A 25,659-nucleotide genomic window follows, 5' to 3' on the forward strand; every position below is an offset into this window, starting at 1 on the left:
CGCGCGGAAGCGCCCCGGGGGTTGTGTTCGGACGCGCGCGCCCCTGAGTGCACCGCTCCGCCCACTCCCGGCCGTCCTGTGTCAAGTGAATCGCGTACCGGCCACCGTGAGTTCATCCGAAGGGGTGGCGAATGGTGGCGATTCCGGGATCGCCATGGCTGGAGGCGTGATCGGAGGATTACTTTGAGTGTGCGAGGCCCGGGGGCACATGCACCTGTGGGTATGCCGGAGGCAAGTCGGCTTTCCGTTCGGCGGGTGAGAACCACCGGACGGCGGGCCCTGTTTACCGGCATTCTGATAAGGCTTGGCGCACTCAAGCGACAAGTGGTCTCAGGGATGGGGGCGTTCCAGTGAGCGGCAACGGCGGTAGCGGAACAAGTGCTGGGAGCGCTGCGCACGCTGACAAGCGCCCCAACGAGCTGCTCACCTCCTGGTTCGTGCGCAGCGGCTGGTCCAAGGGCGAGCTCGCCCGTCAGGTCAACCGCCGGGCCCGCCAACTGGGCGCCAACCACATCTCCACGGACACCTCGCGCGTGCGCCGCTGGCTGGACGGCGAGAACCCCCGTGAACCCATCCCCCGGATCCTGTCCGAGCTGTTCTCCGAGCGGTTCGGCTGTGTCGTCTCCGTCGAGGACCTCGGTCTGCGCGCCGCGCGGCAGGCACCCTCCGCGACCGGCGTCGACCTTCCCTGGACGGGCCCGCAGACAGTGGCCCTGCTCAGCGAGTTCTCGCGCACCGACCTGATGCTGGCTCGGCGCGGCTTCCTCGGAACCTCGCTGGCCCTGTCCGCGGGCCCGTCCCTCATCGAGCCCATGCAGCGCTGGCTCGTCCCCTCCCCGTCCGCCCCGCGGGACGACGCGGCCTCCGTCCCGACCAGCCGCGCCCGCGGCCGGCTCTCCAGGCCCGAGCTGGACCTGCTGGAGTCCACCACTGTGATGTTCCGGCAGTGGGACGCCCAGTGCGGCGGTGGCCTGCGCCGCAAGGCGGTCGTCGGCCAGCTGCACGAGGTGACGGACCTGCTCCAGGAGCCCCAGCCCGAGGCCACCGCCCGCAAGCTCTTCAAGGTCGCCGCCGAGCTGGCCCAGCTGGCCGGCTGGATGTCGTACGACGTCGGGCTGCAGCCGACCGCGCAGAAGTACTTCGTGCTGGCTCTGCACGCCGCCAAGGAGGCCGGGGACCGGCCGCTCGGCTCGTACATCCTGTCCAGCATGAGCCGCCAGATGATCCACCTCGGGCGGCCCGACGACGCCCTGGAGCTGATCCACCTCGCGCAGTACGGCAGCCGGGACTGCGCGAGCCCGCGCACCCAGTCGATGCTGTATGCGATGGAGGCCCGCGCCTACGCCAACATGGGACAGCCCGGCCGGTGCAAGCGCGCGGTCCGGATGGCCGAGGACACCTTCGCCGACGCGGAGGAGTGGGACGAGCCGGACCCCGACTGGATCCGCTTCTTCTCCAAGGCCGAGCTGTACGGCGAGAACTCCCACTCCTACCGCGATCTGGCCTATGTCGCCGGCCGCAGCCCCACGTACGCCTCGCTGGCCGAGCCCCTGATGCAGCAGGCCGTGGACCTGTTCGCGAAGGACTCCGACCACCAGCGGTCGTATGTGCTGAACCTGATCGGGATGGCCACCGTCCATCTGCTGCGGCGTGAGCCCGAGCAGAGCGCGACGCTGGCCGCGCAGGCCATGAAGGAAGCCAAGAAGGTCCGCTCCGAGCGCGTCAACACTCGTATCCGAAAGACCGTCGACACCGCCGTACGCGACTTCGGGGACCTCTCCGAGGTCGTGGACCTCACCGAGCGGCTCGCCGTGGAGCTGCCGGAGACGGCCGCTGCCGTCTGATCCACCGATCCACCGAGCAGAACCCTTGAACCCCGGCCGCGGCCGGCCCTCCCGAACTGCCCGACTCGGCTCCCCCATGCCAGGTCATCGGAAGGCCGCCCGCGGCCGGCTTTCTCTTCCTTCAGTGAAGGTTGCGCCACGATAACGATCGAGGCGGGCGATATCCGCCAGTTCATCGACGCGTAACACACACGGCGCCTTCGTCACGGCGGCGAAACAACGAGGGGCTTCCACCGAAACCGCGCTGCGCCAATCTCATGGCGCATAACCGGCCCACCCCTCAATCCGCTCAGGCTTCGCCCGCACGGGGCCGTACCAATGACGAGGAGACGCCGATGGCATCAGCCGCCATCACGCTTGCGGCGGACGCACCCACGCTGTCGTCCGCCAACACAGGCTTCATGCTCATCTGTTCCGCCTTGGTGATGCTCATGACACCAGGACTGGCCTTCTTCTACGGAGGCATGGTCCGCGTCAAGAGCACCCTCAACATGTTGATGATGAGCTTCATCAGCTTGGGGATCGTCACCATCCTGTGGGTGCTGTACGGCTTCTCCCTCGCCTTCGGTACGGACTCCGGCAGCCTCATCGGCTGGAACTCCGACTGGGTCGGCCTCAGCAACATCGGCCTGACGGAGCTGTGGGACGGCTACACCATCCCGATCTTCGTCTTCATGGTCTTCCAGCTGATGTTCGCGATCATCACCCCCGCCCTGATCAGCGGTGCGCTCGCGGACCGCGTGAAGTTCAGCGCCTGGGCGCTGTTCATCACCCTGTGGGCCACGGTCGTCTACTTCCCGGTCGCGCACTGGGTCTGGGGCGCCGGCGGCTGGGCCTTCGAGCTGGGTGTCATCGACTTCGCCGGTGGTACCGCGGTCCACATCAACGCCGGTGCCGCCGCCCTCGGTGTGATCCTGGTCATCGGCAAGCGCGTCGGCTTCAAGAAGGACCCGATGCGCCCGCACAGCCTGCCGCTGGTCATGCTCGGCGCCGGTCTGCTGTGGTTCGGCTGGTTCGGCTTCAACGCCGGCTCGTGGCTCGGCAACGACGACGGCGTCGGTGCGCTGATGTTCGTCAACACGCAGGTCGCCACCGCCGCCGCCATGCTGGCCTGGCTGATCTACGAGAAGATCCGCCACGGCGCGTTCACCACGCTGGGCGCCGCCTCCGGCGCGGTCGCCGGTCTGGTCGCCATCACCCCCTCGGGTGGTGCGGTCTCCCCGCTCGGCGCGATCGCCGTCGGCGCCATCGCCGGTCTGCTGTGCGCCATGGCCGTCGGCCTGAAGTACAAGTTCGGCTACGACGACTCGCTCGACGTCGTCGGCGTCCACCTCGTCGGCGGTGTCATCGGCTCCATCCTCATCGGCTTCTTCGCCACCGGTAAGGGCCAGTCCGCCGCGACCGGCGTCTTCTACGGCGACCACAAGTTCGACCAGCTGTGGAAGCAGCTCGCCGGTGTCGGCGCCGTCCTCGCCTACTCCCTGGTCGTCTCCGCGATCCTCGCCTTCATCCTCGACAAGACGATCGGCATGCGGGTCACCGAGGACGAGGAGGTGGCCGGCATCGACCAGGCCGAGCACGCCGAGACCGCATACGACTTCAGCGGTGCCGGTGGCGGTGCCGCCCGGACCACCGCCGTCCCGACCCCCGTCGTCGGCGCTGCCAGCAAGAAGGTGGACGCATGAAGCTCATCACCGCCGTCGTGAAGCCGCACCGGCTCGACGAGATCAAGGAAGCCCTGCAGGCCTTCGGCGTCCACGGCCTGACGGTCACGGAGGCCAGCGGTTACGGTCGTCAGCGGGGACACACCGAGGTCTACCGCGGCGCCGAGTACACGGTCGACCTGGTCCCCAAGATCCGCATCGAGGTGCTGGCCGAGGACGACGACGCCGAGCAGCTGATCGACGTCATCGTCAAGGCGGCCCGCACCGGCAAGATCGGTGACGGCAAGGTCTGGTCCCTCCCGGTCGAGACGGCCGTACGGGTGCGCACCGGCGAGCGCGGCCCGGACGCGCTCTGACGGCAGAACAGAACAGGAGTCGCTGGGTGACGAGTACGGACGTGCGCAAGGATGCAGAGGACTCGGGACCCAGCGGCTACGCGGCGGCCCGGCTGCGCCTCCTCACCGAGGGGGCGCGGTCCGGGCCGCCGCGCCGTGCGGCCCTCGCCGAACTGACCGACGAATGGCTCGCCGGCCTGTTCACCGCGGGCGCCGAGGAGCTGCGAGGCGTGTCCCTGGTCGCCGTCGGCGGCTACGGCCGCGGCGAGCTGTCCCCGCGCAGCGACCTCGACCTCCTCCTGCTGCACGACGGCAACGACCCCAAGGCGGTCGCCGCCCTCGCCGACCGCCTCTGGTACCCCGTGTGGGACCTCGGCCTCGCCCTCGACCACTCCGTGCGCACGCCGGCCGAGGCCCGCAAGACCGCCGGGGAGGATCTGAAAGTCCAACTCGGCCTCCTGGACGCCCGCCACCTCGCGGGCGACCTGGGCCTGACGGCGGGACTGCGGACGGCGGTGCTCGCCGACTGGCGCAACCAGGCGCCCAAGCGCCTGCCGGAGCTCCAGGAACTGTGCGCCGAACGCGCCGAACGCCAGGGTGAGCTGCAGTACCTGCTGGAGCCCGACCTCAAGGAGGCCCGCGGTGGCCTGCGGGACGCCACCGCGCTGCGCGCCGTCGCCGCATCCTGGCTCGCCGACGCCCCCCGCGAGGGCCTCGACGACGCCCGCCGCCGGCTCCTCGACGTCCGTGACGCCCTGCACCTGACGACCGGCCGCGCGACCGACCGCCTGTCCCTCCAGGAACAGGACCAGGTCGCGGCCGAGCTGGGCCTCCTGGACGCGGACACGCTCCTGCGCCAGGTCTACGAGGCCGCGCGCGTCATCTCGTACGCCAGCGACGTCACCTGGCGCGAAGTGGGGCGCGTGCTCAGGTCGCGCGCCGTGCGGCCCCGGCTGCGCGCCATGCTCGGGGGCGGCAAGCCCGTCGCCGAGCGCTCCCCGCTGGCCGAAGGGGTGGTGGAGCAGGACGGCGAGGTGGTGCTCGCCCGCGCCGCGCGCCCCGAACGCGACCCCGTGCTCCCCCTGCGCGCCGCGGCCGCCGCCGCGCAAGCCGGACTTCCACTCTCCCTGCACGCCGTACGGCGCCTGGCGGCCACCGTGCGCCCCCTGCCCACGCCCTGGCCCGCCGAGGCGCGCGAACAGCTCGTCACCCTGCTCGGCTCGGGGCAGCCCACCATCGAGGTCTGGGAGGCGCTGGAGGCCGAGGGGCTGATCACCCGGCTGCTGCCCGACTGGGAACGGGTGCGCTGCCGCCCCCAGCGCAACGCCGTGCACGTCTGGACCGTCGACCGGCACCTCATCGAGACCGCCGTGCGCGCCTCCGAGTTCACCCGCCGGGTCAGCCGCCCCGACCTCCTCCTGGTCGCCGCGCTGCTGCACGACATCGGCAAGGGCTGGCCCGGCGACCACTCCGTCGCCGGCGAGATCATCGCCAAGGACGTGGCCGCCCGCATCGGCTTCGACCGCGCGGACGTCGCCGTGCTCTCCAGCCTCGTACGCCACCACCTGCTGCTCATCGAGACGGCCACCCGGCGTGACCTGGAGGACCCGGCCACCGTGCGGTCGGTCGCCGAGGCGGTCGGCTCACAGGGCACCCTGGAGCTGCTGCACGCGCTCACCGAGGCGGACGCCCTGGCCACCGGCCCGGCCGCCTGGTCGTCCTGGCGGGGCTCACTCGTCGCCGACCTGGTCAAGCGGGTCTCGGCGGTGCTCGCCGGGGACGCCCCCGAGGAGCCCGAGGCCGCCGCGGCCACCGCCGAGCAGGAGCGGCTCGCCATCGAGGCGGTCGCCACGGGAAGCCCCGTACTGGCGCTGCGCGCGCAGACCGAGCCGCCGGCCGATCCCGCCGGGGAACAGTCCCCCGGCGATCCCGAGCCGCTCGGTGTGGAGCTGCTCATCGCCGTGCCCGACCAGCCGGGCGTGCTGCCCGCGGTCGCCGGCGTCCTCGCCATGCACCGGCTGACCGTCCGCACGGCGGAACTGCGGGCCCTGGACCTGCCGTCCGGCGTCGAGGGCTCCGTCCTGCTGCTGAACTGGCGGGTCGCCGCCGAGTACGGCTCCCTCCCGCAGGCCGCCCGGCTGCGTGCCGACCTCGTACGGGCCCTCGACGGCTCCCTGGACATCGCCGGCCGGCTCGCCGAGCGGGACGCCGCGTACCCGCGCCGTCGCGGTGTCGTGGCGCCCCCGCCGCGGGTGACGGTCGCGCCGGCCGCCTCACGGCTCGCGACGGTGATCGAGGTGCGCGCCCACGACGCCCCCGGCCTGCTGCACCGGATCGGGCGGGCGCTGGAGGACGCGAAGGTACGGGTGCGGAGCATGCACGTGTCGACGCTGGGCGCCAACGCCGTGGACGCCTTCTACGTGACCGGCCCCGAGGGCGCGCCGCTGCCCGGCGAGGAGGCGGCGTCCGTCGCGCGGAAGCTGGAGGAGACGCTGCGCGGGTGACATCGCGGCGTGCCCGGCGTCGATCGGACGTCTCCGACGACGCGGGTCTCGGCCCCGTCCGCTGTGTGCGGCGGGTGGGGCCGATGTCTTGCGGGGCCAGATACCCTGGAAGACGCTCACACTGCCCCCGACTCTCGAGGACCGACGCCGCCGTGTTCGATACTCTCTCCGATCGCCTCTCAGCGACCTTCAAGAATCTGCGCGGCAAGGGGCGTCTGAGCGAGGCGGACATCGACGCCACCGCGCGCGAGATCCGTATCGCGCTTCTCGAAGCGGACGTGGCGCTGCCCGTCGTGCGGACGTTCATCAAGAACGTCAAGGAGCGCGCCCTCGGCGCCGATGTCTCCAGGGCCCTGAACCCGGCCCAGCAGGTGCTGAAGATCGTGAACGACGAGCTCGTCACGATCCTGGGCGGCGAGACCCGCCGCCTCCGCTTCGCCAAGCAGCCCCCGACCGTGATCATGCTGGCCGGTCTGCAGGGCGCCGGTAAGACCACCCTCGCGGGCAAGCTCGGCCGCTGGCTGAAGGAGCAGGGCCACTCGCCCCTCCTGGTCGCCGCCGACCTCCAGCGCCCCAACGCCGTGAACCAGCTCAGCGTCGTCGCCGAGCGCGCCGGCGTCGCCGTGTACGCGCCGCAGCCGGGCAACGGCGTCGGTGACCCGGTCCAGGTCGCCAAGGACTCCATCGACCACGCCAAGTCCAAGGTCCACGACATCGTGATCGTGGACACCGCCGGCCGCCTCGGTATCGACGCCGAGATGATGCAGCAGGCGGCGGACATCCGGGACGCGGTGTCGCCGGACGAGATCCTGTTCGTCGTCGACGCGATGATCGGTCAGGACGCCGTCAACACCGCCGAGGCCTTCCGGGACGGCGTGGGCTTCGACGGCGTGGTGCTCTCCAAGCTCGACGGTGACGCCCGCGGTGGTGCGGCTCTGTCGATCCGCCAGATCACCGGCAAGCCGATCATGTTCGCGTCGAACGGCGAGAAGCTCGACGACTTCGACCAGTTCCACCCGGACCGGATGGCCTCCCGCATCCTCGACATGGGTGACCTGCTCACCCTGATCGAGCAGGCGGAGAAGACCTTCAGCCAGGAAGAGGCCCAGAAGATGGCCTCCAAGCTGGCGTCCAAGAAGGGGCAGGAGTTCACCCTCGACGACTTCCTGTCCCAGATGGAGCAGGTCAGGAAGATGGGCAGCATCAGCAAGCTGCTCGGGATGCTGCCGGGCATGGGGCAGATCAAGGACCAGATCAACAACCTCGACGAGCGGGACGTCGACCGCACGGCCGCGATCATCAAGTCGATGACCCCGGCCGAGCGCCAGGATCCGACGATCATCAACGGCTCGCGCCGTGCCCGTATCGCCAAGGGTTCCGGCGTCGAGGTCAGCGCGGTGAAGGGCCTGGTCGAGCGGTTCTTCGAGGCCCGCAAGATGATGTCCCGCATGGCTCAGGGCGGCGGCATGCCCGGTATGCCGGGGATGCCCGGCATGGGTGGTGGCCCCGGCCGTGCCAAGAAGCAGCCGAAGAAGGCCAAGGGCAAGCAGCGCTCCGGCAACCCGATGAAGCGCAGGCAGCAGGAGCAGGAGGAGGCCGCCCGTCGCGCGGCCGCCGCCCAGGGGGGCGCTCCCGGCGGCGCCTTCGGTCTGCCGGGCCAGCAGGGCGGCCAGGACTTCGAGCTCCCGGACGAGTTCAAGAAGTTCATGGGCTGACGCACACCGTGATGCCGGGACATCGAGACGCAGGACATCGAGACTCCAGGACATCGTGACCCCAGGACATCGAGGGCGCCTTCCTTTCGGAGGGCGCCCTCGGCGCGTGGGAGGCGTTCTCAGCGCGTGCCGATGTCCGCCGTGTGTCGTAACGTCCAGATATGAGCAATGCCGCGCCACCGCGCAAAGCCCCTGATCAGCCGTGGCGCACCGAAGGAACCCCGGACGAGACGCCACGGCGGCCGGGGAGCAGAAGGACGCGCGGGAGATGGGCCGGCCTGATCGTCACCGCGGTGCTCGTCTTCCTGCTGGCCTATCTGGGCCTCACCTATCTGGGCGGGGGAAACGAGCCGACGATCTCCTACACCGAGTTCAGCAGGCAGGTCGACGACGGCAACGTGGCCAAGATCTACTCCAAGGGCGACGCGATCCAGGGTCAGCTCAAGGAGGCCCGGGACAATCCCGGCGGTGACGGCACGTACACCAAGTTCAAGACGCAACGTCCGGCCTTCGCGGAGGACGACCTCTGGCAAGAGCTCAGCAGCCGGCGCGTGACGGTGACCGCCCAGCCGGTCGTCCAGCAGCGCGGCCTGCTGCCCAACCTGCTGCTCTCCCTGATCCCGATCGTGATCCTGGTCGCGGTGTGGATCTTCGTCGTCCGCCGGGTCGGGGCGGGCCTGGGCGGCGCGGGCGGCATGCTCGGCCGCAAGGCACCGCCCAAGCCGGTCGAGCTCCAGCCGGGCAGACAGCGCACGACGTTCGCCGACGTGGCCGGCATCGACGAGGTCAAGGGCGAGCTCGACGACATCGTCGACTTCCTGGAGCATCCCGAGGTCTACCGGAGGATGGGCGCCAAGATGCCGCGCGGCGTCCTGCTCGCGGGTTCGCCGGGCACGGGCAAGACCCTGCTGGCGCGCGCGGTGGCCGGCGAGGCGGGCGTGCCCTTCTTCTCCGCCTCCGCGTCCGAGTTCATCGAGATGATCGTGGGCGTCGGCGCGTCCCGCGTCCGGGAGCTGTTCGCCGAGGCGCGCAAGGTGGCGCCGTCGATCATCTTCATCGACGAGATCGACACCATCGGGCGCGTCCGCGGCGGCGGTGCCTCGGTGAGCGGCCACGACGAGCGCGAGCAGACGCTGAACCAGATCCTCACGGAGATGGACGGCTTCTCGGGGACGGAGGGCGTGATCGTCATAGCGGCGACGAACCGCGCCGACATCCTGGACCCGGCGCTGACCCGGCCCGGCCGCTTCGACCGGGTGGTCAACGTCTCCCCGCCGGACCGGAACGGACGTGAGGCGATCCTGCGGATCCACACCAGGGGGATCCCGCTCGCCCCGGACGTGGACCTCGCCCAGATGGCCCGGGTGACGCCGGGCATGACAGGTGCGGATCTGGCCAATCTCGCCAACGAGGCCGCCCTGTTCGCCGTCAAGCGCAAGCAGGACCAGGTGACCCGGTCCGACCTGTCCGAAGCGCTGGAGAAGGTGCAGCTGGGCGCCGAACGCACCCTCGTCATGCCCGAGGAGGACCGCCGCCGCACCGCCTACCACGAGAGCGGGCACGCCCTCCTCGGCATGCTCCAGCCCGGCGCCGACCCCGTCCGCAAGATCACCATCGTGCCGCGCGGCCGCGCCCTCGGCGTGACCATGTCGACCCCCGAGGTGGAGCGGTACGCGCACTCGGAGGAGTACCTGCGCGGCCGCATCATCGGCGCCCTCGGCGGCATGGCGGCCGAGCAGGTGGTCTACGGGGTCGTCACCACGGGTGCGGAGAACGACCTCGAACAGGTCACCAACATCGCGCGCTCGATGGTCGCCCGCTGGGGCATGAGCGAGCGCGTCGGCCGCCTCTCCGCCCTCCCGAGCGACGCCCAGCAGGCCTACGGGCTCGCGGCCGCCCCGCAGACCCTCGACGTGATCGACGGTGAGATGCGGCGCATCGTCGACGAGTGCTACGAGGAGGCGTGCCGGAAACTCCGCGACCACCGCCACCAGTTGGAAGCCCTCGCCGAGGCGCTGCTGGAGAACGAGACGCTGGAGGAGGCGGACGCGTACCGCATCGCGGGGATCACGCGGCTGACGAAGGAGGAGGTGTGACGCTCGCCCCGCTCTGGAGGCGACGCTGCGAGGTGCCGCCGCTGCGAGGTTCCTCCCAGGGCGTCCGCGCGCAGGTGCTTCTCAGGGCGTCCGGGCGATGAGATAGCGGAAGACGTTCGGCATCCACACCGTGCCGTCCTTCCGGCGGTACGGGTGCAGGGCCTCGGTCACCTCCTTGTCCACCTGCGCCTGGTCCGTCGCGGAGATCGCCGCGTCGAACAGGCCGGTGGACAGCAGGCCCTTGAGGGCGCTGTCGACGCCGGCGTACCCGAACGGGCAGGCCACGCGCCCGGATCCGTCCGGCTTCAGCCCGGCCCGCTGGGCGACCTCCTCCAGGTCGTCCCGCAGGGCGGGGCGCCAACTGCCCGTCGAGCGCAGGGGTTCGGCCAGCTTGGTGGCGACCCGCAGCACGGACGACGTGGCGCAGCGCTCGGGCGGACCCCAGCCGACCAGCACCACGGGCGTGCCCCGCTCGGCCAAGGGCGTGGCGGCCGCGAGCAGTTCGCCGAGCCCTTCGGAGTCCCCCGCGAGACAGCCGATGGGCTCGAACGCGGTCACCAGGTTGTACGCGGGCGTCTGCGCGTCGGCCGCGTCCTCGGGTGAGCCCTCGACCAGCCGTGTCTCCCCACGCGCGCGCGTGCCCCACGCCTCCGGAAGCAGCCGCTGGCGTGCGAGGGCCAGCCGCTCGGGGGAGGAGGCCTCGACACCGGTGAGGGCGGCGCCTCTGGAGGCCGCCATCAGCAGAGCCAGTCCGGAGCCGCAGCCGAGGCCCAGCAGCCGTGTGCCCGGGCCCACTTCCAGTCGCTCGTAGACGGCCTCGTAGAGCGGGACCAGCATCCGCTCCTGGATCTCGGACCAGTCACGCGCGCGTGCACCCAGATCCACGCGGGGCGCCGGCCCCGCGTGAGGCAGGTGCTGCCGCACGAGCGTAGGTGTCATGAAAAAGCGCCCCAATCCGCCGAGAGTTTGCCGCTGTACCCGTTCAGGTGGCCCCCGTCAGTGCGCCCGCACTCCCCCCGTATGCCAGGTAACTCCCGACACGACCCCGCGTCCAGGGGTTGCGGAGCCCTGCTTGCGGTCTGCCCGCGTGTGTGGCGAGATTTCACATCCCGGCAACCTGGAGCCGTACCATCGCGCCATGGCAAAGGCACCCGTTCTCACGCCGCGGGCGGACGACTTCCCGCGGTGGTACCAGGATCTGATCACCAAGGCGGAGCTGGCCGACAACGGGCCGGTGCGCGGCACCATGGTGATCCGACCGTACGGGTACGGACTGTGGGAGCGGATGCAGGCGGAGATGGACGCCCGCATCAAGGAGACCGGCACCCAGAACGCGTACTTTCCCCTGCTGATCCCGCAGTCGTACCTCACGCGCGAGGCGGACCACGTCGAGGGCTTCGCGCCCGAGCTGGCGGTGGTCACGCACGGCGGCGGCAAGGAACTGGAGGAGCCGGCGGTCGTGCGGCCCACCTCCGAGATGATCATCAACGACTACTTCTCGAAGTGGGTGCAGAGCTACCGCGATCTGCCGCTGCTGATCAACCAGTGGGCGAACGTGGTCCGTTGGGAGCTGCGCCCCCGCCTGTTCCTCCGCACGACCGAATTCCTGTGGCAGGAGGGGCACACGGCGCACGCAACGTATGAGGAGGCGCGCGACTTCGCCTCGCACATCCACCGCGAGGTCTACGAGGACTTCATGCTGAACGTCCTCGCGATGGACGTCGTGCCCGGCCGCAAGACCGTCAAGGAGCGGTTCGCCGGCGCCGTCAACACCCTCACGCTCGAAGGCATGATGGGTGACGGCAAGGCGCTGCAGATGGCCACCAGCCACGAGCTGGGCCAGAACTTCGCCAAGGCGTTCAACACCTCGTACCTGTCCAAGGACGGCACCCAGGAACTGGTCTGGCAGACCTCCTGGGGCTCGACGACCCGCATGATCGGTGCCCTGGTGATGATGCACGGCGACGACGACGGGCTGCGGGTGCCGCCGCGGCTGGCGCAGATCCAGGCCGTCGTCCTCGCGATCAAGGGCGACGAGGCGGTTCTGGCCAAGGTCCGCGAGCTGGGTGACCGGCTGAAGGCCGCCGGCGTTCGCGTCCAGGTCGACGACCGCACCGACACCCCCTTCGGGCGGCGCGCGGTCGACTGGGAGCTCAAGGGCGTGCCCGTCCGTATCGAGATCGGCCCGCGCGACCTGGAGAACGGCACCGCGATGCTGGCGCGCCGCATCCCGGGAGGCAAGGAGCCGGTCTCGCTGGACGCGCTGGTCGACCTGCTGCCCACGATCCTCGAAGAGGATCAGGCGCTGCTGCTGAAGCAGTCCCGCGAGCGCCGCGCGTCCCGTACGACGGACGTGTCCACGCTCGATCAGGCCGTCGAGGCGGCCACCGTCGGCGGCTGGGCGCGCATCCCCTGGGCGACTCTCGGCGAGGAGGGCGAGGCCAAGCTGGCCGACCACTCCGTGACCGTACGGTGTCTGGTCGCCGAGGACGGGTCGGTGCCGGACGACGGGGACGCGCCCGGTAACGTCGCGATCGTCGCGCGCGCTTACTGAGACGGCGCCCTCCACCGAGAGAGCGACCGAAACGCCTCTTGCGCCCCCGTCGCACATCCGTACCCCGGCGCGCGGACGTGGTCTGCGCGCCGGGCAAGAGGGGTGGCCCGAAGGGCCACGGTTGAGGGTGGTGGGGGGAGACGGGCGGGCGTACTGGGAACTACGCACCACCTTGCGGTGAGCTGTGAGGCTTCTCCGCAGATCAGCGCACCCGCCCTCGTCAGGACGCATCAGCGGCAACTGACGGGTACGTGCAAATTATTTGAGATGCCCCGGAATAGGAACACAGGGGCACCCCCGCTCGTTGTCATTACGTGAGCACGACACAGACACCACCTGTTCTCGCCGCAGAGCTGGCACAGGCGTGGGCCGACATTCAGCGGTACCACCCCGAGCTGCCGGACCTTGCCGCGCCAGAATCCCTGATCGGGGAGTCGTCGTCCGCATGCGGTCACGAGCTCTCCTTCGAGCGACTGCTTCACGAGGCAGTCCACGGGATCGCCGCCGCGCGCGGCGTCCGCGACACCTCCCGCGCCGGCCGGTACCACAACCGCAGATTCCTCGCGATCGCCGAGGAACTGGGCCTGGACCACCCCGAGGAACCGCACCCCAGCAGCGGCTTCTCGCTGGTCACGCTCAGCCCGGAGGCGAAGCGCCGCTACCGCCCGACGATCGACCGCCTCCAGCGGGCCCTCAAGGCCCACATGGCGGCCACCTCCGCCGAAACCACCCGCGCCTTCCGCGGCCCGGCCGCCCGCCACGGCTCCTCCGGCGGCGGAGTCCGCGTCAAGGCCGTCTGCGACTGCGGCCGCAACGTCCGGGTGGTCCCGTCGGTCCTGGCCCAGGCCCCGATCGTGTGCGGGGGCTGCGGCAAGCCGTTCCGGATCCCGGAGATCGCGGGCGCGGCGTAGTCGCCGAGCGCCCGGTACCGGCATCTCGTGGCTGCCGGTCGACGGCGAGAGCGCGGGGTGTTCGTCAACCGCGGGCAGTCGTGCCTCCCCAGTGCCCCAAGGGTCTGGGGGCCCCAGGGCGGCACGGGTGGGCGCGGCCGGCACCCCGTCGGCGCCGGGCTGCGCACCCGACGTAGGACGCCGGGTGCGCTCCAGGCATGCCCGGACGCGGGCCGAGCCCCCTCGGCTCAAGGCGACCCGCGGGGTGTGGCACAATGGCTAGCTGTACTCGACAGCCGCACAGGACCCCTCTCTCCTCCGGCTGACGCGTCCATCGGGCACTCGGGTACCGCAACCCCACGCGGCAATCTCGCCGTGCCCCACCACGTCAAATCCAGGAGAACCCACTCCCGTGGCAGTCAAGATCAAGCTGAAGCGTCTGGGCAAGATCCGTTCGCCTCACTACCGCATCGTCGTCGCCGACTCCCGCACCCGTCGTGACGGCCGTGCGATCGAGGAGATCGGCAAGTACCACCCGACGTACAACCCGTCGGTCATCGAGGTCGACGCGGAGCGCGTGGCGTACTGGCTCGGTGTCGGCGCCCAGCCGACCGAGCCCGTGCTCGCCATCCTGAAGAAGACCGGCGACTGGCAGAAGTTCAAGGGCGAGCCCGCCCCGGCTCCGCTGCTCGTCGCCGAGCCGAAGAAGGCGCGCCCGTCGTTCGAGGCCCTCGGTGGCGACGACGAGGGCAAGGGTGAGGCGATCACCCAGAAGAAGAAGGCTGAGAAGAAGGACGAGGCCGCGGCTGAGTCCGAGTCGACCGAGGCCTGAGCAGCATGCTCGAAGAGGCGCTTGAGCACCTCGTGAAGGGCATCGTCGACAACCCTGACGATGTGCAGGTCGCCTCGCGCGACCTGCGCCGCGGGCGGGTGCTCGAGGTCCGGGTCCACCCGGACGACCTCGGCAAGGTGATCGGCCGCAACGGCCGCACCGCACGCGCCCTGCGCACCGTCGTGGGCGCCATCGGCGGCCGCGGTGTCCGCGTCGACCTCGTCGACGTCGACCACGTCCGCTGACGCTTTGACGCAACCGGCTCGGGCCGGGGAGGGCCACTGGGCCGTCCCCGGCCCGCAGTCGTATACGGCAGCCGTTACGACCAGGTACGACAGGTACGACAGGAGATCTTCGAAAAGTGCAGCTCGTAGTCGCACGGATCGGCCGCGCCCACGGCATCAAGGGCGAGGTCACCGTCGAGGTCCGCACCGACGAGCCCGAGCTCAGGCTCGCCCCGGGTGCCGTCCTGGCCACCGACCCCGCCTCGGCCGGCCCCCTGACCATCGAGACCGGCCGGGTGCACAGCGGCCGTCTCCTCCTGCGCTTCGAGGGCGTCGCCGACCGCAACGCGGCCGAGGCCCTGCGCAACACGCTCCTGATCGCCGAGGTGGACCCCGAGGAGCTCCCCGAGGGCGAGGACGAGTACTACGACCACCAGCTGATCGACCTCGACGTCGTGACCAAGGACGGTGTGGAGGTCGGCCGGATCACCGAGATCTCGCACCTGCCCTCGCAGGACCTCTTCATCGTCGAGCGGGCCGACGGCACCGAGGTGATGATCCCGTTCGTCGAGGAGATCGTCACGGAGATCGACCTCGAGGAGCAGCGCGCGGTCATCGACCCGCCGCCCGGCCTCATCGACGACCGCGCCGAGATCGCCTCCTCGCGGGACTCGGCCGAGGGCGAGTCGTAATGCGCCTCGACGTCGTCACGATCTTCCCCGAGTACCTCGACCCGCTGAACGTCTCCCTGGTCGGCAAGGCACGCGCGCGTGGACAGCTCGACGTGCATGTGCACGACCTGCGGCGGTGGACGTACGACCGCCACAACACGGTCGACGACACTCCCTACGGTGGCGGGCCCGGCATGGTCATGAAGACCGAGCCGTGGGGCGACGCCCTGGACTCCGTCCTCGCCGACGGCTACGAGACCGGCGCGCACGCCCCCGTGCTCGTCGTCCCGACCCCCAGCGGCCGCCCCTTCACACAGGAACTCGCCGTAGAGCTCTCCGAGCGCCCCTGGCTGATCTTCACGCCGGCGCGTTACGAGGGCATCGACCGGCGCGTGATCGACGAGTACGCCACCCGGATACCGGTCCACGAAGTCTCCATCGGCGACTACGTCCTCGCCGGCGGCGAGGCGGCCGTCCTGGTGGTCACGGAGGCCGTGGCACGGCTGCTGCCCGGAGTGCTCGGCAACGCCGAGTCCCACCGCGACGACTCCTTCGCGCCCGGCGCCATGGCCAACCTCCTGGAAGGCCCCGTCTACACCAAGCCGCCCGCCTGGCGCGGCCGGGAGATCCCGGAGGTGCTGCTCAGCGGCCACCACGGGAAGATCGCGCGCTGGCGCCGCGACGAGGCCCTCAGGCGGACGACGGCCAACCGGCCCGACCTGATCGAACGCTGTGACCCCAAGGCCTTCGACAAGAAGGACCGCGAGATGCTCTCCATCCTGGGCTGGGCACCCGACCCCCAGGGCGAGCGGCACGGCCGATTTTGGCGCAGGACCGAGGGCGTGGAAGAATAGGTCGCTGTTGTGCGCCGTCCGGCGTGCGCCCCTGCCACAGGGGGACACGACGTCCGCCCCGACGCGCACGACTCTCATCCGAACATCTAGTTCCCGTTGATGACCTGTGGCATCAGCGAAGAAAGCAGACGAAATGTCTCACCTGCTCGACTCCGTCGACGCCGCGTCGCTGCGCAGCGACGTCCCGGCCTTCCGCCCGGGCGACACCGTCAACGTCCACGTCCGCGTCATCGAGGGCAACCGCTCCCGTGTGCAGCAGTTCAAGGGCGTTGTGATCCGCCGCCAGGGCGCCGGTGTCCGCGAGACCTTCACGGTCCGCAAGGTCTCCTTCTCCGTCGGCGTCGAGCGCACCTTCCCGGTGCACACCCCGATCGTCGAGAAGATCGAGCTCGTCACCCGCGGTGACGTGCGTCGCGCCAAGCTGTACTACCTGCGCGAGCTGCGCGGCAAGGCTGCGAAGATCAAGGAGAAGCGCGACAACTGAGCGCGCTCGGGGGTTCACAGCGGGGCCGGATAGCATCTGGCCCCGATGGACACCGAAGCACAGTCGACGGAGCGCGACCGCTCCTCCCACCCTTCCGTTTCCGAGGAGACCCCGGACACGGAGGGAACGGAGGGCCGGTCGCGTTTCTCGTTGGTGGCGCGGATCACGGACTGGGTCCCGGGCGGTCGCATCAGCCTGACTCTGCTGATCTGCCTGCTGTTTTTGCTGCTCTTGAACGTTTTCGTGGTCAAACCCTTCCAGATTCCCAGCGGATCCATGGAAAACGGATTGAGGATCGGCGACCGCGTTCTCGTAAATAAGTTGGCGTACCGTTTCGGTGCCGAGCCCCGGCGCGGGGACGTGGTTGTGTTCGACGGCACCGGGTATTTCGGGGACGCCGACTACATCAAGCGCGTTGTGGGTGTAGGCGGAGACCACGTGGTCTGCTGCGACAAGGAAGGGAGGCTCCAGGTGAACGGCCGGCCGGTCGACGAGTCGACGTTCCTGTACCCGGGCGACAGCCCGTCCACGGTGCCCTTCGACGTGGAGGTGCCCGAGGGCACCCTGTTCGTCCTCGGCGACCACCGCAGCGCCTCCAGCGACTCCCGCGACCACCTGGGCTCACCGGGGGGAGGCATGATCCCCGTCGACGACGTCATCGGCCGCGCCGACTGGATCGTCTGGCCCTACGCCCATCTCACCCGCCTGCACCGCCCGAGCGCCTACGCGCGCGTGCCCGACACCGGCGCCTCGAAACACGCGGCGGGCGCCCATGGGTAATCGCGGCAAGCCCCGCGGCGTCCCCATCACCGCCGCGGACAACCTCCTGCCCACCGGCGTCCGGCGCGCCGCCAGTCCCGCCGGCGGCCGTACGCGCGCGGAGCGACGCAAGCTCCAGCGCAAGGTCAAGCGCAAGCGCAGGCGCGGCGCCGTCCGGGAGATCCCGCTCCTCGTCGGCGTCGCCGTTCTCATAGCCCTGGTCCTGAAGACCTTCCTCGTGCAGGCCTTCGTGATCCCGTCCGGCTCCATGGAGCAGACGATCCAGATCGGCGACCGCGTCCTGGTCGACAAGTTCACCCCGTGGTTCGGGTCCAAGCCCGCGCGCGGGGACGTCGTCGTCTTCAAGGACCCCGGCGGCTGGCTCCAGGACGAGCAGACCACCACGAAGAAGGACGACCCCGTCGTCGTCAAGCAGGTCAAGGAAGCGCTGACCTTCATCGGTCTGCTGCCGTCCGACAACGAGAAGGACCTCATCAAGCGGGTCGTCGGCGTGGGCGGCGACCGCGTCCAGTGCTGTGACGCTCAGGGACGGGTCACCGTCAACGGGGTTCCCTTGGAAGAAGGGGCCTACCTCTACCCCGGCAACGCCCCCTCCAACACCCCGTTCGACATCACCGTGCCCCAGGGGCGGTTGTGGGTCATGGGCGACCACCGGGCGAACTCCGCGGACTCCCGTGCTCACCAGGACACCGACTACGGCGGCACCGTCTCCGAGGACGAGGTGGTGGGACGGGCCATGGTCATCGCCTGGCCCCTGGGCCACTGGAACACCCTCAAGGAACCGCAAACCTTCTCTTCGGTGACCGACTCGGCCGTCGCGACGACCGCGTCCGCCGAGACGTCGCATAGGGTTGCTCCTGACGATCCGAACGGAACGATCCGACTCCCGAGCCCTGCGGAACTCCCGCTCGTTATGGGAGTGGTGGGCCTGCGCCGTATGTGGGGCAGGCAGCGGCACAGAGTAAGGAGTTGGCGTGGGGGATGTGGCGGTTGGCGCACGGTCCGGGCACGACGGCGAGGAGCACCGCGGACGTCCCGTGGGCGCGCCCGGCCCGGCTTCGGACGGCGCCGTGACCTCCGGGAGTGACTCCCCGGCGGCCGGAGGCGACGGACCCGTGGACGGGCAGCCCCCCACGACGGAGCCCGGGCCGGACGACGGCGCCCCCAAGGCGAAGAAGCCCCGCTCCTTCTGGAAGGAACTGCCGATCCTGATCGGTATCGCGCTCGTCCTCGCGCTGCTGATCAAGACGTTCCTGGTGCAGGCGTTCTCGATCCCGTCCGACTCGATGCAGAACACCCTCCAGCAGGGTGACCGCGTCCTCGTCGACAAGCTCACCCCGTGGTTCGGCTCCGAGCCGGAGCGCGGCGAGGTCGTCGTCTTCCACGACCCCGACAACTGGCTGGCGGGCGAGCCCACCGTCGAGCCGAACGCCCTGCAGACCTTCCTCAGCTGGATCGGCCTGATGCCGTCCGCGGAGGAGAAGGACCTCATCAAGCGGGTCGTCGGCGTCGGAGGCGACACCGTCTCCTGCAAGAAGACCGGCCCCCTGACGGTCAACGGCAAGGCACTGAACGAGCCGTACGTGTACCCGGGCAACACCCCGTGCAGCATGGACGACTCCGGCGGCCAGTTCACGGTCAAGGTCCCCAAGGGCTACATCTGGGTCATGGGCGACCACCGCCAGAACTCGCGCGACTCGCGCTACAACCAGACCGACAAGAACCACGGCATGGTCCCCGTCGACGAGGTCGTCGGCCGCGCCATCGTCAAGGCCTGGCCGATCAACCGCTGGGGCACGCTGCCGGTGCCGGACACCTTCGACCAGGACGGCCTGAACAACCAGGCGTCGGCCTCCGCCGCCCTGACGGCCGCGCCGCAGAGCCTCGCCCTCGCCGGCGTCGTCCCGGTGGCCCTGTGGCGCCGTCGGCGTGCCCAGGCGTCCGAGACCCGCTGATCCCGCTTCGCAAACCCTTTCCCAAGGTTGTGTCCTCGGCCCCCGAGGAAGGGCTGACCCGGCTCGGTACCGCCGGGTAGGGTGCGGATCCATGGGTGGCGAGAGCACAACACGTACGGCCCCGCACAGCGGTGGTGGCACCAGCAGCGGCCCGGTGGGCAGCCGGACCGGACAGCGTCTGTCCGGTGTGGCCGTCGCGCTGGGCCTCGTGCTGTTCCTCGGCGGATTCGGCTGGGCGGCGCTGACCTACCGGCCGTACACCGTGCCCACCAGTTCCATGTCTCCGACGATCAAGGCCGGTGACCGGGTGCTGGCCGAGGTGGTCGACGGCGACGAGGTGCGCCGCGGGGACGTCGTCGTGTTCACCGACAAGACCTGGGCGTCCAACGCGCCCGTGGTCAAGCGGGTCGTCGCGGTCGGCGGCGACACGGTCTCCTGCTGCACGAACGGCAAGCTGACCGTCAACGGCAAGCAGATCGAGGAACCGTATCTGCCCGAGGGCAGCCTCGCCGAGATCAAGAACTTCCCCACCGTGAAGGTCCCCCAGGGACGCCTGTTCCTGCTCGGTGACGAACGCCAGGGTTCCCTGGACTCCACCGCCCACCTCACCGACGCCGCCAGCGGCACGGTCGCGCGCGGCGCGGTCAAGGCCCGCGTCGACGCCGTCGTCTGGCCGATGGACGGCATGCTCAAGCGACCCACCGGCTTCGAGACGCTCGGGACCCTCTCCCAGCCGGGCCCGCTGGGCACCATCGGCTGGCTGATCGTGGCCGGAACGGTGCTCGTCCTCGGCGGCGGCGCGTACGGCCCGATCGCCAAGCGTGCCGCCCGCCGGCCCCGCCCGGAGCCCGCCGGTGCCCGCTGAGACGACGGACGCGGGCGTCGACTCCTACGAGGGCGGGTTGCGCAAGGTCGCCCGGGTGGTGCTGCTCGACCCCGAGGACCGCATCCTGCTGCTGCACGGCCACGAGCCGGACGATCCGGCCGACGACTGGTGGTTCACGCCCGGTGGCGGCGTGGAGGGCGACGAAACCCGTGAACAGGCCGCGCTGCGGGAACTCGCCGAGGAGACGGGCATCACCGACGTCGAACTCGGCCCGGTGGTGTGGCGGCGGATGTGCTCCTTCCCGTTCGCGGGCCGCCGCTGGGACCAGGACGAGTGGTACTACCTGGCCCGTACGACCGTGACGGCGACCGGGGCCACGGCCCTGACCGAGCTGGAGCGGCGCAGTGTCGCGGGAGCGCGCTGGTGGACGTGCCAGGAACTCACCCGGGCACATGAGACGGTGTATCCGACCAGACTCGCCGAGCTGCTGCGCAGGCTGCTCGACGAGGGTCCCCCGGCCAGGCCCGTAACCCTTGACACGGAAATCGTCTAGCGGCTCACGGGACTGGCGCACAATGGGGGGATCGCACGGCTGAAGGGGAACATGCCATGAGCGCCGAGGACCTCGAGAAGTACGAGACCGAGATGGAGCTGAAGCTCTACCGGGAGTACCGCGATGTCGTCGGTCTGTTCAAATATGTGATCGAGACCGAGCGGCGCTTCTATCTGACCAACGACTACGAGATGCAGGTGCACTCGGTCCAGGGCGAGGTGTTCTTCGAGGTGTCGATGGCGGACGCCTGGGTGTGGGACATGTACCGGCCGGCCCGGTTCGTGAAGCAGGTACGCGTGCTCACATTCAAGGACGTGAACATCGAGGAGCTGAACAAGAGCGATCTGGAGCTTCCGGGCGGGTGAGGAATCGTCGTCCTCGCGGTCCGCACGGCCCTGCCGGAGCTCGTGTGGGTGACGGGGTTGTCCACAATCGCTGAGTTGCGCACCAAGATCCTTTTCGTGGCGGCGGATGCGTGAACGTTGGCGCCGGAGGTGGTGCCGACATGAACGCAGATCTGGCACGTGGTGCACTCGGCAGGTACGGCGAGGAGCTGGCCGCCCGACGGCTGGCCGACGCCGGGATGACGGTCCTGGAGCGCAACTGGCGCTGCGGCAGGACCGGCGAGATCGACATCGTCGCGCGCGACGGCGACGTCCTCGTCGTCTGCGAGGTCAAGACCCGCAGGGACGGCGGTTTCCAGCACCCCATGGCGGCGGTGACCCCGGAGAAGGCCCAGCGGCTGCGCGGCCTCGCCGAGCGGTGGATCCAGGCGCACGGGGGAGCCCCGCCGGGCGGCGTCCGCATCGACCTGGTCGGCGTCGTCCTGCCCCGCCGTGGGGCCGCCGTCGTCCAGCACGTGCGGGGGGTGGCCTGAGATGGGGTTCGCGCGGACGTGCTCGGTGGCGCTGGTGGGCGTCGAGGGAGTCGTGGTCGAGGTCCAGGCCGACCTGGAGCCCGGGGTCGCGGCCTTCACGCTGGTGGGACTGCCGGACAAGAGCCTCAGCGAGAGCCGGGACCGGGTGCGGGCGGCGGTGGTCAACTCGGGCGGCGAGTGGCCGCAGAAGAAGCTCACCGTCGGCCTGAGTCCCGCCTCGGTGCCGAAGGCCGGCAGCGGGTTCGACCTCGCTGTGGCGTGTGCGGTGCTCGGCGCGGCCGAGCGGATCGACCCCCGGGTGCTCGCCGACATCGTGATGATCGGGGAACTGGGCCTCGACGGGCGGGTACGGCCGGTCCGGGGGATCCTGCCCGCCGTGCTCGCCGCGGCGGACGCCGGGTACGAGCAGGTGGTCGTACCGGAGTGCGCCGCCGCCGAGGCCTCGCTCGTCCCGGGCGTCTCCGTGCTCGGTGTGCGCAGCCTGCGGCAGCTGATCGCCGTCCTCGCGGACGAGCCCGTCCCCGACGAGGAACCGGACGAACTGGGCCGTCCGGATCCGCTCCTCGCCGGCCTGCGGGTGCCCGGGACCGCCGCGGCCACCGGCATGCACGGCGTCGGCGCCCAGCACGACCAGGGACACGACCTCGCGGACGTCGTGGGGCAGCGCTCGGCGCGCACGGCGGTGGAGGTGGCCGCGGCGGGCGGACACCACCTGTTCCTGGAAGGACCCCCAGGGGCCGGCAAGACCATGCTCGCGGAGCGGCTGCCGGCCGTGCTGCCCCGGCTGAGCCGGGACGAGTCCCTGGAGGTCACGGCCATCCACTCGGTCGCCGGGCTCCTTCCGCCGGGCAAACCCCTGATCGACGTCCCCCCGTACTGCGCCCCGCACCACTCGGCCACGATGCAGGCGCTCGTCGGGGGCGGCGCGAACATCGCCCGTCCCGGGGCCGTGTCGATGGCTCACCGCGGGGTGCTCTTTCTGGACGAGACTCCCGAATTCAGCAGCCACGCCCTCGACGCCCTGCGGCAGCCCCTGTTCTCCAGACTTCGATGTGTCTCATGAGACATCGGCGGGGTGTCTATGCTCGGGCTGGAGAGGCTGCATGAGCCGTCGGGCACCATAGCGCCGGGGAGGTCGGCTGGGTGATCCCGTCGCTGTCCGGGAGTCGGTCCAGATGCCGCAGGACCGTGGCGGCCGGCATTAGTCGTCCCTCGGGTTCTCTAGCCGGTCTGCGCGTGTTGCTCTGTCTCTCGGAGCTCCCAGCTAATGGCAGATTCACGAGAAGCGACAGCACCCGCGCACACCGATGAGGCTGTTGCCGCTCCAGGCAGACCCTACGAGCTACCAGAAGCTCCAGCGGTGCGGATGGTCGGGATCGGTGGGGCGGGCGAAGACGTTGAGCTCGCCGGAGCGGCCCACGGTGACCTCGGTGGGGGTTGCGGACCGAGAGTCGGGCAGGTCTCGGTCCTAGCGGCCGACCGTCGGCGGGGCCGTCGGGTGCCACTCGCGGCTGTACCGGACCCCGGACGGATGGAGGTACGCCGTCCATTTCACCGGGTCGGCCGGCATCGCCGACTGCACTCTCGCTGGTCCTCCGCCCTCGTCCGAGCCGGATGTCCGGTCTCAGTGCAGGTGGCGAACGGCTCGCCCAACATGCCGAATAGACCAGGGGCGAGTTGGCGTGGCTTGACCGATCCGGGGCTGCTGAAGCCGTTAGGAATCCCGGGTCACGACAAACGGGACGAATTGCATTTAATGCAACACTCACCACGGCGCCGGTGCGGCTGTTTGTGCTGGTCGTAGGTGCGGCGCTGCGCCGGCAGTCCGAGATGTTCCGGTCACTGACCTGCACCCTAGGAGGTAAAGTCGACAATGATGCATCTGATACAACAAGCTTGTGGATACTCAGGAGCTGCGATGGGGCCGCAGCGGTGCATGCCGCGGACAGGCAAACGCCATCAAGTAGCGCGTGATCTATGACGCGCCGCGATGGAGCCACGGCCAGATAGGCCACGCACAAAACTACCGACGCCGGGAAGAACCCGCAATGAGACCGCGGCCAGCCAGACCCGGGTCGTAGCCGGGCATGATGCCGCCCGTCGCCTTGCGATGGGGCCGCGGCCAGGCCGCGGACAGACCGACGACGCCACCCGGTCGGCCGTCATTGTCAATGCTGCGATGGGGCCGCGGCCAGCAGACCACGGACGAAGCCGCCAGTGCGGTTTCAATCGCGGATGCCCGAGGCTCCTGCGATGTGGCCGCGACCAGGCAAGCCACGGATAGTCCCTCCCGAACCGTGACGCGTGGGCCACGTTCAAACTTTTGCGACAGGGCCACGGTCAGGGCAGACCGCGAACAGGTCCCATGACGGGTTTACATCGTGAGCCTCGTCCCCACTGCGACGGGGCCGCAGCCGGGCAGGCCACGGACAGAACTCGGCGGTGGCGATGGACCCAGCCGGGAACGTGCTGCGATGGGGCCGCGGCCGAGCAAGCCGCGGACAGTTGTACGTCACGTTCGAGCCCTGCGGAGACTGCCGCCTGCGATGGGGCCACGGCCGGACAGGCCGAGGATAGGGCTACCCAGTTTGGGAAGTCCGCAGGATTGTCGTACCTGTGATGGGGCCGCGGCCGTGCGAACCACGGACAGGCCGCCGGCCATCGCCAAGTTGGTGGAGGACAAAGCTTTGCGATGGGGCCGCAGCCAGGCAAGCCACGGACAGCCTGTCCCGTCCACGAGAACAGCTCGGACTCCGCGTTCCTGCGATGAGGCCGCAGCAGGACATGCCGCGGACAGGAAGTACGCCTGAAAGGTCGCCAACGGCCTGCGCAACCTGCGATGGGGCCGCGGCCAGCTAGGCCGCGGACAAGTCGTAGTCGATGCCACCTGCGGTGGAGTACTGGTGCCTGCGATGGGGCCGTGGCCGGGCAAGCCGCGAACAGTCCGACGCAATCGTCCTCCAGTGGCTGCTCGACGAACTGAGATGGGACCGAGGCAGCATGGGGCCCCGGACAGTGTAGGTCTCGGACTCCAGAGTCCGCGTGCCGGTGACCCTGCGATGGGGCCGCGGCCGTCTCGGCGACGGCCTAACCCTTTCGGCCGTCGCCGAGACCGGGTCGGCGAGATCGTCCTGCGATGGGGCCGCGGCCAGACAGGCCGCGGACGGACAGCCTTGCTGAGGATGCCTGACGCGGGAATGTTTCCGCCTCTGCGATGGGGCCGCAGCCTGGAAGGCCGCGGACAGATAGGCCTCCGTTAGCAGCAGCACCAAGTTCTCCTGACTACGATGGGGCCGCGGCCGGACAGGCCGCAGATAGCCGGGGTTGGTGCTGAGGAACGTTTCGCCCGTGCCCCTGCGATGGCGCCGCAGTTGGGAGGGCCGCGGACAGGCGGGGGCAGCGAGTTCATCGACGACGACGTGGTCCTGTGATGGGGCCGCGACCGGACAGGCCGCGGACAACTGCTCGCCGTCAATGTGCCGGGCTTCCCCGTGCCCCTGCGATGGGGCCGCGACCGAACAGGCCGCGGATAGGTTCGACCGGCGACGCGCCGGACGCGGCGACAACGTCCTGCGATGGGGCCGCGGCCGTGCAGACCGCGGACAGGGTCAGGCCGGTGGCCGACACCAGGTTACGGGGCGGCCTGCGATGGGGCCGCGGCCGGGCAGACCGCGGACAGGCCGCGTCCCCGCACCATAGCGGCTGGCTGTGACTACCTGCGATGGGGCCGCAGCCAAGCAGGCCGGGGATAGGCCAACTTCGGTGCGCCACAACGGTAGTTGATGGCGCTGCGATCGGGCCGCGGCCGGCTAGGCAGCGGACTGCGGCGCGTACTGCCAGGATGGCCTCGCCTACTGTCGCCTGCGATGGGACCGCGGCCGGACAGGCCGCGGACAGGAACGGGTACGGCATCTCGGCGTGGCGCCTGGAGAACCAGCGATGGGGCCGCGGCCGAGCAGGCCACGGACGGCGGGTTCGACACCGAGACGACGGGACTGGAT

22 protein-coding genes and 1 pseudogene are annotated in these 25,659 nt (G+C 70.3%); 21 read left to right on the forward strand and 2 right to left on the reverse strand.

The genetic code is table 11. The features are described 5' to 3' along the window. Nucleotides 1-350 precede the first annotated feature (350 nt). The gene (gene nsdA / locus ACPT94_RS24665; RefSeq protein WP_360343794.1) at nt 351-1,844 is read left to right on the forward strand and encodes a transcriptional repressor NsdA; all 1,494 of its coding nucleotides are present in this window, start codon (nt 351-353) and stop codon (nt 1,842-1,844) included. A 289-nt stretch (nt 1,845-2,133) separates the two neighbouring features. On the opposite strand, the gene ACPT94_RS24670 is transcribed toward nsdA, so the two are convergent. Next, nucleotides 2,134-2,277 carry a hypothetical protein gene (locus ACPT94_RS24670; protein WP_425246878.1) on the reverse strand — a complete coding sequence of 48 codons (144 nt, stop codon included), beginning with the start codon at nt 2,275-2,277 and terminating at the stop codon, nt 2,134-2,136. Here ACPT94_RS24670 and ACPT94_RS24675 point away from each other — a divergent pair. From ACPT94_RS24675 to ftsH, 5 genes are all read left to right on the forward strand, one after another. Continuing rightward, nucleotides 2,222-3,529: an ammonium transporter gene (locus ACPT94_RS24675; RefSeq protein ID WP_425246877.1), complete on the forward strand. Its 1,308-nt coding sequence runs from the start codon at nt 2,222-2,224 to the stop codon at nt 3,527-3,529. The two genes, ACPT94_RS24670 and ACPT94_RS24675, sit on opposite strands and share 56 nt — an antisense overlap. Next, nucleotides 3,526-3,864, forward strand: coding sequence for a P-II family nitrogen regulator (locus tag ACPT94_RS24680; RefSeq protein WP_003997576.1), 339 nt, complete (start codon nt 3,526-3,528; stop codon nt 3,862-3,864). Before ACPT94_RS24675 ends, ACPT94_RS24680 begins: the two co-directional genes overlap by 4 nt. A 26-nt stretch (nt 3,865-3,890) precedes the next feature. After that, the gene (locus tag ACPT94_RS24685) at nt 3,891-6,347 is read left to right on the forward strand and encodes a [protein-PII] uridylyltransferase (protein WP_425246835.1); all 2,457 of its coding nucleotides are present in this window, start codon (nt 3,891-3,893) and stop codon (nt 6,345-6,347) included. Between the two features lie 152 nt (nt 6,348-6,499). Then, a complete protein-coding gene (ffh, locus tag ACPT94_RS24690; protein ID WP_425246836.1) occupies nt 6,500-8,062 on the forward strand; it encodes a signal recognition particle protein in 1,563 nt (520 codons plus the stop codon). Nucleotides 8,063-8,223: 161 nt separating this feature from the next. Then, complete coding sequence (ftsH, locus tag ACPT94_RS24695; protein WP_360343807.1) at nt 8,224-10,158, forward strand: ATP-dependent zinc metalloprotease FtsH; 1,935 nt, start codon at nt 8,224-8,226, stop codon at nt 10,156-10,158. A gap of 81 nt (nt 10,159-10,239) precedes the next feature. Here ftsH and ACPT94_RS24700 read toward each other — a convergent pair whose 3' ends face one another. After that, nucleotides 10,240-11,097 carry an SAM-dependent methyltransferase gene (locus tag ACPT94_RS24700; RefSeq protein ID WP_360343810.1) on the reverse strand — a complete coding sequence of 286 codons (858 nt, stop codon included), beginning with the start codon at nt 11,095-11,097 and terminating at the stop codon, nt 10,240-10,242. A gap of 199 nt (nt 11,098-11,296) precedes the next feature. On the opposite strand from ACPT94_RS24700, the gene proS reads away from it, so the two are divergent. From proS to ACPT94_RS24775, 15 genes and pseudogenes are all read left to right on the forward strand, one after another. Then, nucleotides 11,297-12,712 carry a proline--tRNA ligase gene (proS, locus tag ACPT94_RS24705; RefSeq protein ID WP_360343813.1) on the forward strand — a complete coding sequence of 472 codons (1,416 nt, stop codon included), beginning with the start codon at nt 11,297-11,299 and terminating at the stop codon, nt 12,710-12,712. Between the two features lie 314 nt (nt 12,713-13,026). Next, the gene (locus ACPT94_RS24710) at nt 13,027-13,623 is read left to right on the forward strand and encodes a hypothetical protein (RefSeq protein ID WP_360343816.1); all 597 of its coding nucleotides are present in this window, start codon (nt 13,027-13,029) and stop codon (nt 13,621-13,623) included. Between the two features lie 391 nt (nt 13,624-14,014). After that, on the forward strand, nt 14,015-14,434 hold the full coding sequence (rpsP, locus tag ACPT94_RS24715; protein WP_189937321.1) for a 30S ribosomal protein S16: 420 nt from the start codon (nt 14,015-14,017) through the stop codon (nt 14,432-14,434). A gap of 5 nt (nt 14,435-14,439) precedes the next feature. Continuing rightward, entirely contained in the window at nt 14,440-14,679 is a 240-nt protein-coding gene (locus ACPT94_RS24720; protein WP_005479813.1) for an RNA-binding protein, read from the forward strand. A gap of 116 nt (nt 14,680-14,795) precedes the next feature. Further along, nucleotides 14,796-15,350 (forward strand): ribosome maturation factor RimM, encoded by a 555-nt coding sequence (rimM, locus tag ACPT94_RS24725; RefSeq protein ID WP_360343820.1) that lies wholly within the window; start codon nt 14,796-14,798, stop codon nt 15,348-15,350. Continuing rightward, nucleotides 15,350-16,183, forward strand: coding sequence for a tRNA (guanosine(37)-N1)-methyltransferase TrmD (gene trmD, locus ACPT94_RS24730; protein ID WP_360343823.1), 834 nt, complete (start codon nt 15,350-15,352; stop codon nt 16,181-16,183). The genes rimM and trmD overlap by 1 nt, the downstream gene beginning before the upstream one ends. A gap of 133 nt (nt 16,184-16,316) precedes the next feature. Beyond that, nucleotides 16,317-16,667, forward strand: coding sequence for a 50S ribosomal protein L19 (gene rplS, locus ACPT94_RS24735; RefSeq protein WP_020128707.1), 351 nt, complete (start codon nt 16,317-16,319; stop codon nt 16,665-16,667). Between the two features lie 45 nt (nt 16,668-16,712). Then, the gene (gene lepB, locus ACPT94_RS24740) at nt 16,713-17,447 is read left to right on the forward strand and encodes a signal peptidase I (RefSeq protein ID WP_360343828.1); all 735 of its coding nucleotides are present in this window, start codon (nt 16,713-16,715) and stop codon (nt 17,445-17,447) included. After that, nucleotides 17,440-18,534, forward strand: a complete 1,095-nt coding sequence (gene lepB / locus ACPT94_RS24745) for a signal peptidase I (protein ID WP_425246837.1) — start codon at nt 17,440-17,442, stop codon at nt 18,532-18,534. Before lepB (ACPT94_RS24740) ends, lepB (ACPT94_RS24745) begins: the two co-directional genes overlap by 8 nt. Next, on the forward strand, nt 18,422-19,402 hold the full coding sequence (gene lepB, locus ACPT94_RS24750; RefSeq protein ID WP_360343834.1) for a signal peptidase I: 981 nt from the start codon (nt 18,422-18,424) through the stop codon (nt 19,400-19,402). Before lepB (ACPT94_RS24745) ends, lepB (ACPT94_RS24750) begins: the two co-directional genes overlap by 113 nt. A 91-nt stretch (nt 19,403-19,493) precedes the next feature. After that, nucleotides 19,494-20,267 (forward strand): signal peptidase I, encoded by a 774-nt coding sequence (lepB, locus tag ACPT94_RS24755; protein ID WP_360343837.1) that lies wholly within the window; start codon nt 19,494-19,496, stop codon nt 20,265-20,267. Beyond that, entirely contained in the window at nt 20,257-20,781 is a 525-nt protein-coding gene (locus ACPT94_RS24760; protein WP_360343840.1) for an NUDIX hydrolase, read from the forward strand. Before lepB (ACPT94_RS24755) ends, ACPT94_RS24760 begins: the two co-directional genes overlap by 11 nt. A 56-nt stretch (nt 20,782-20,837) precedes the next feature. Further along, nucleotides 20,838-21,146: a DUF2469 domain-containing protein gene (locus tag ACPT94_RS24765; RefSeq protein ID WP_003965949.1), complete on the forward strand. Its 309-nt coding sequence runs from the start codon at nt 20,838-20,840 to the stop codon at nt 21,144-21,146. Nucleotides 21,147-21,256: 110 nt separating this feature from the next. Further along, nucleotides 21,257-21,658, forward strand: a complete 402-nt coding sequence (locus tag ACPT94_RS24770) for a YraN family protein (RefSeq protein WP_360343843.1) — start codon at nt 21,257-21,259, stop codon at nt 21,656-21,658. Nucleotide 21,659: 1 nt separating this feature from the next. After that, nucleotides 21,660-22,694: pseudogene (locus ACPT94_RS24775) on the forward strand (YifB family Mg chelatase-like AAA ATPase); the annotation flags it as partial. Nucleotides 22,695-25,659: the final 2,965 nt, after the last annotated feature.

The sequence above is a fragment of the Streptomyces aurantiaciflavus genome, from assembly GCF_049808595.1.
GTDB lineage: Bacteria > Actinomycetota > Actinomycetes > Streptomycetales > Streptomycetaceae > Streptomyces.

Excerpts from the sequence above, each read along its gene's own strand:
- ACPT94_RS24680 (WP_003997576.1), top strand. The coding sequence starts at position 3,526 with ATGAAGCTCATCACCGCCGTCGTGAAGCCGCACCGGCTCGACGAGATC.
- ftsH (WP_360343807.1), top strand. The coding sequence starts at position 8,224 with ATGAGCAATGCCGCGCCACCGCGCAAAGCCCCTGATCAGCCGTGGCGC.
- lepB (WP_360343837.1), top strand. The coding sequence starts at position 19,494 with ATGGGTGGCGAGAGCACAACACGTACGGCCCCGCACAGCGGTGGTGGC.
- lepB (WP_425246837.1), top strand. The coding sequence starts at position 17,440 with ATGGGTAATCGCGGCAAGCCCCGCGGCGTCCCCATCACCGCCGCGGAC.
- proS (WP_360343813.1), top strand. The coding sequence starts at position 11,297 with ATGGCAAAGGCACCCGTTCTCACGCCGCGGGCGGACGACTTCCCGCGG.
- ACPT94_RS24700 (WP_360343810.1), bottom strand. The coding sequence starts at position 11,097 with ATGACACCTACGCTCGTGCGGCAGCACCTGCCTCACGCGGGGCCGGCG.
- ACPT94_RS24720 (WP_005479813.1), top strand. The coding sequence starts at position 14,440 with ATGCTCGAAGAGGCGCTTGAGCACCTCGTGAAGGGCATCGTCGACAAC.
- trmD (WP_360343823.1), top strand. The coding sequence starts at position 15,350 with ATGCGCCTCGACGTCGTCACGATCTTCCCCGAGTACCTCGACCCGCTG.
- ACPT94_RS24765 (WP_003965949.1), top strand. The coding sequence starts at position 20,838 with ATGAGCGCCGAGGACCTCGAGAAGTACGAGACCGAGATGGAGCTGAAG.
- ACPT94_RS24670 (WP_425246878.1), bottom strand. The coding sequence starts at position 2,277 with ATGAGCATCACCAAGGCGGAACAGATGAGCATGAAGCCTGTGTTGGCG.
- lepB (WP_360343828.1), top strand. The coding sequence starts at position 16,713 with ATGGACACCGAAGCACAGTCGACGGAGCGCGACCGCTCCTCCCACCCT.
- rplS (WP_020128707.1), top strand. The coding sequence starts at position 16,317 with ATGTCTCACCTGCTCGACTCCGTCGACGCCGCGTCGCTGCGCAGCGAC.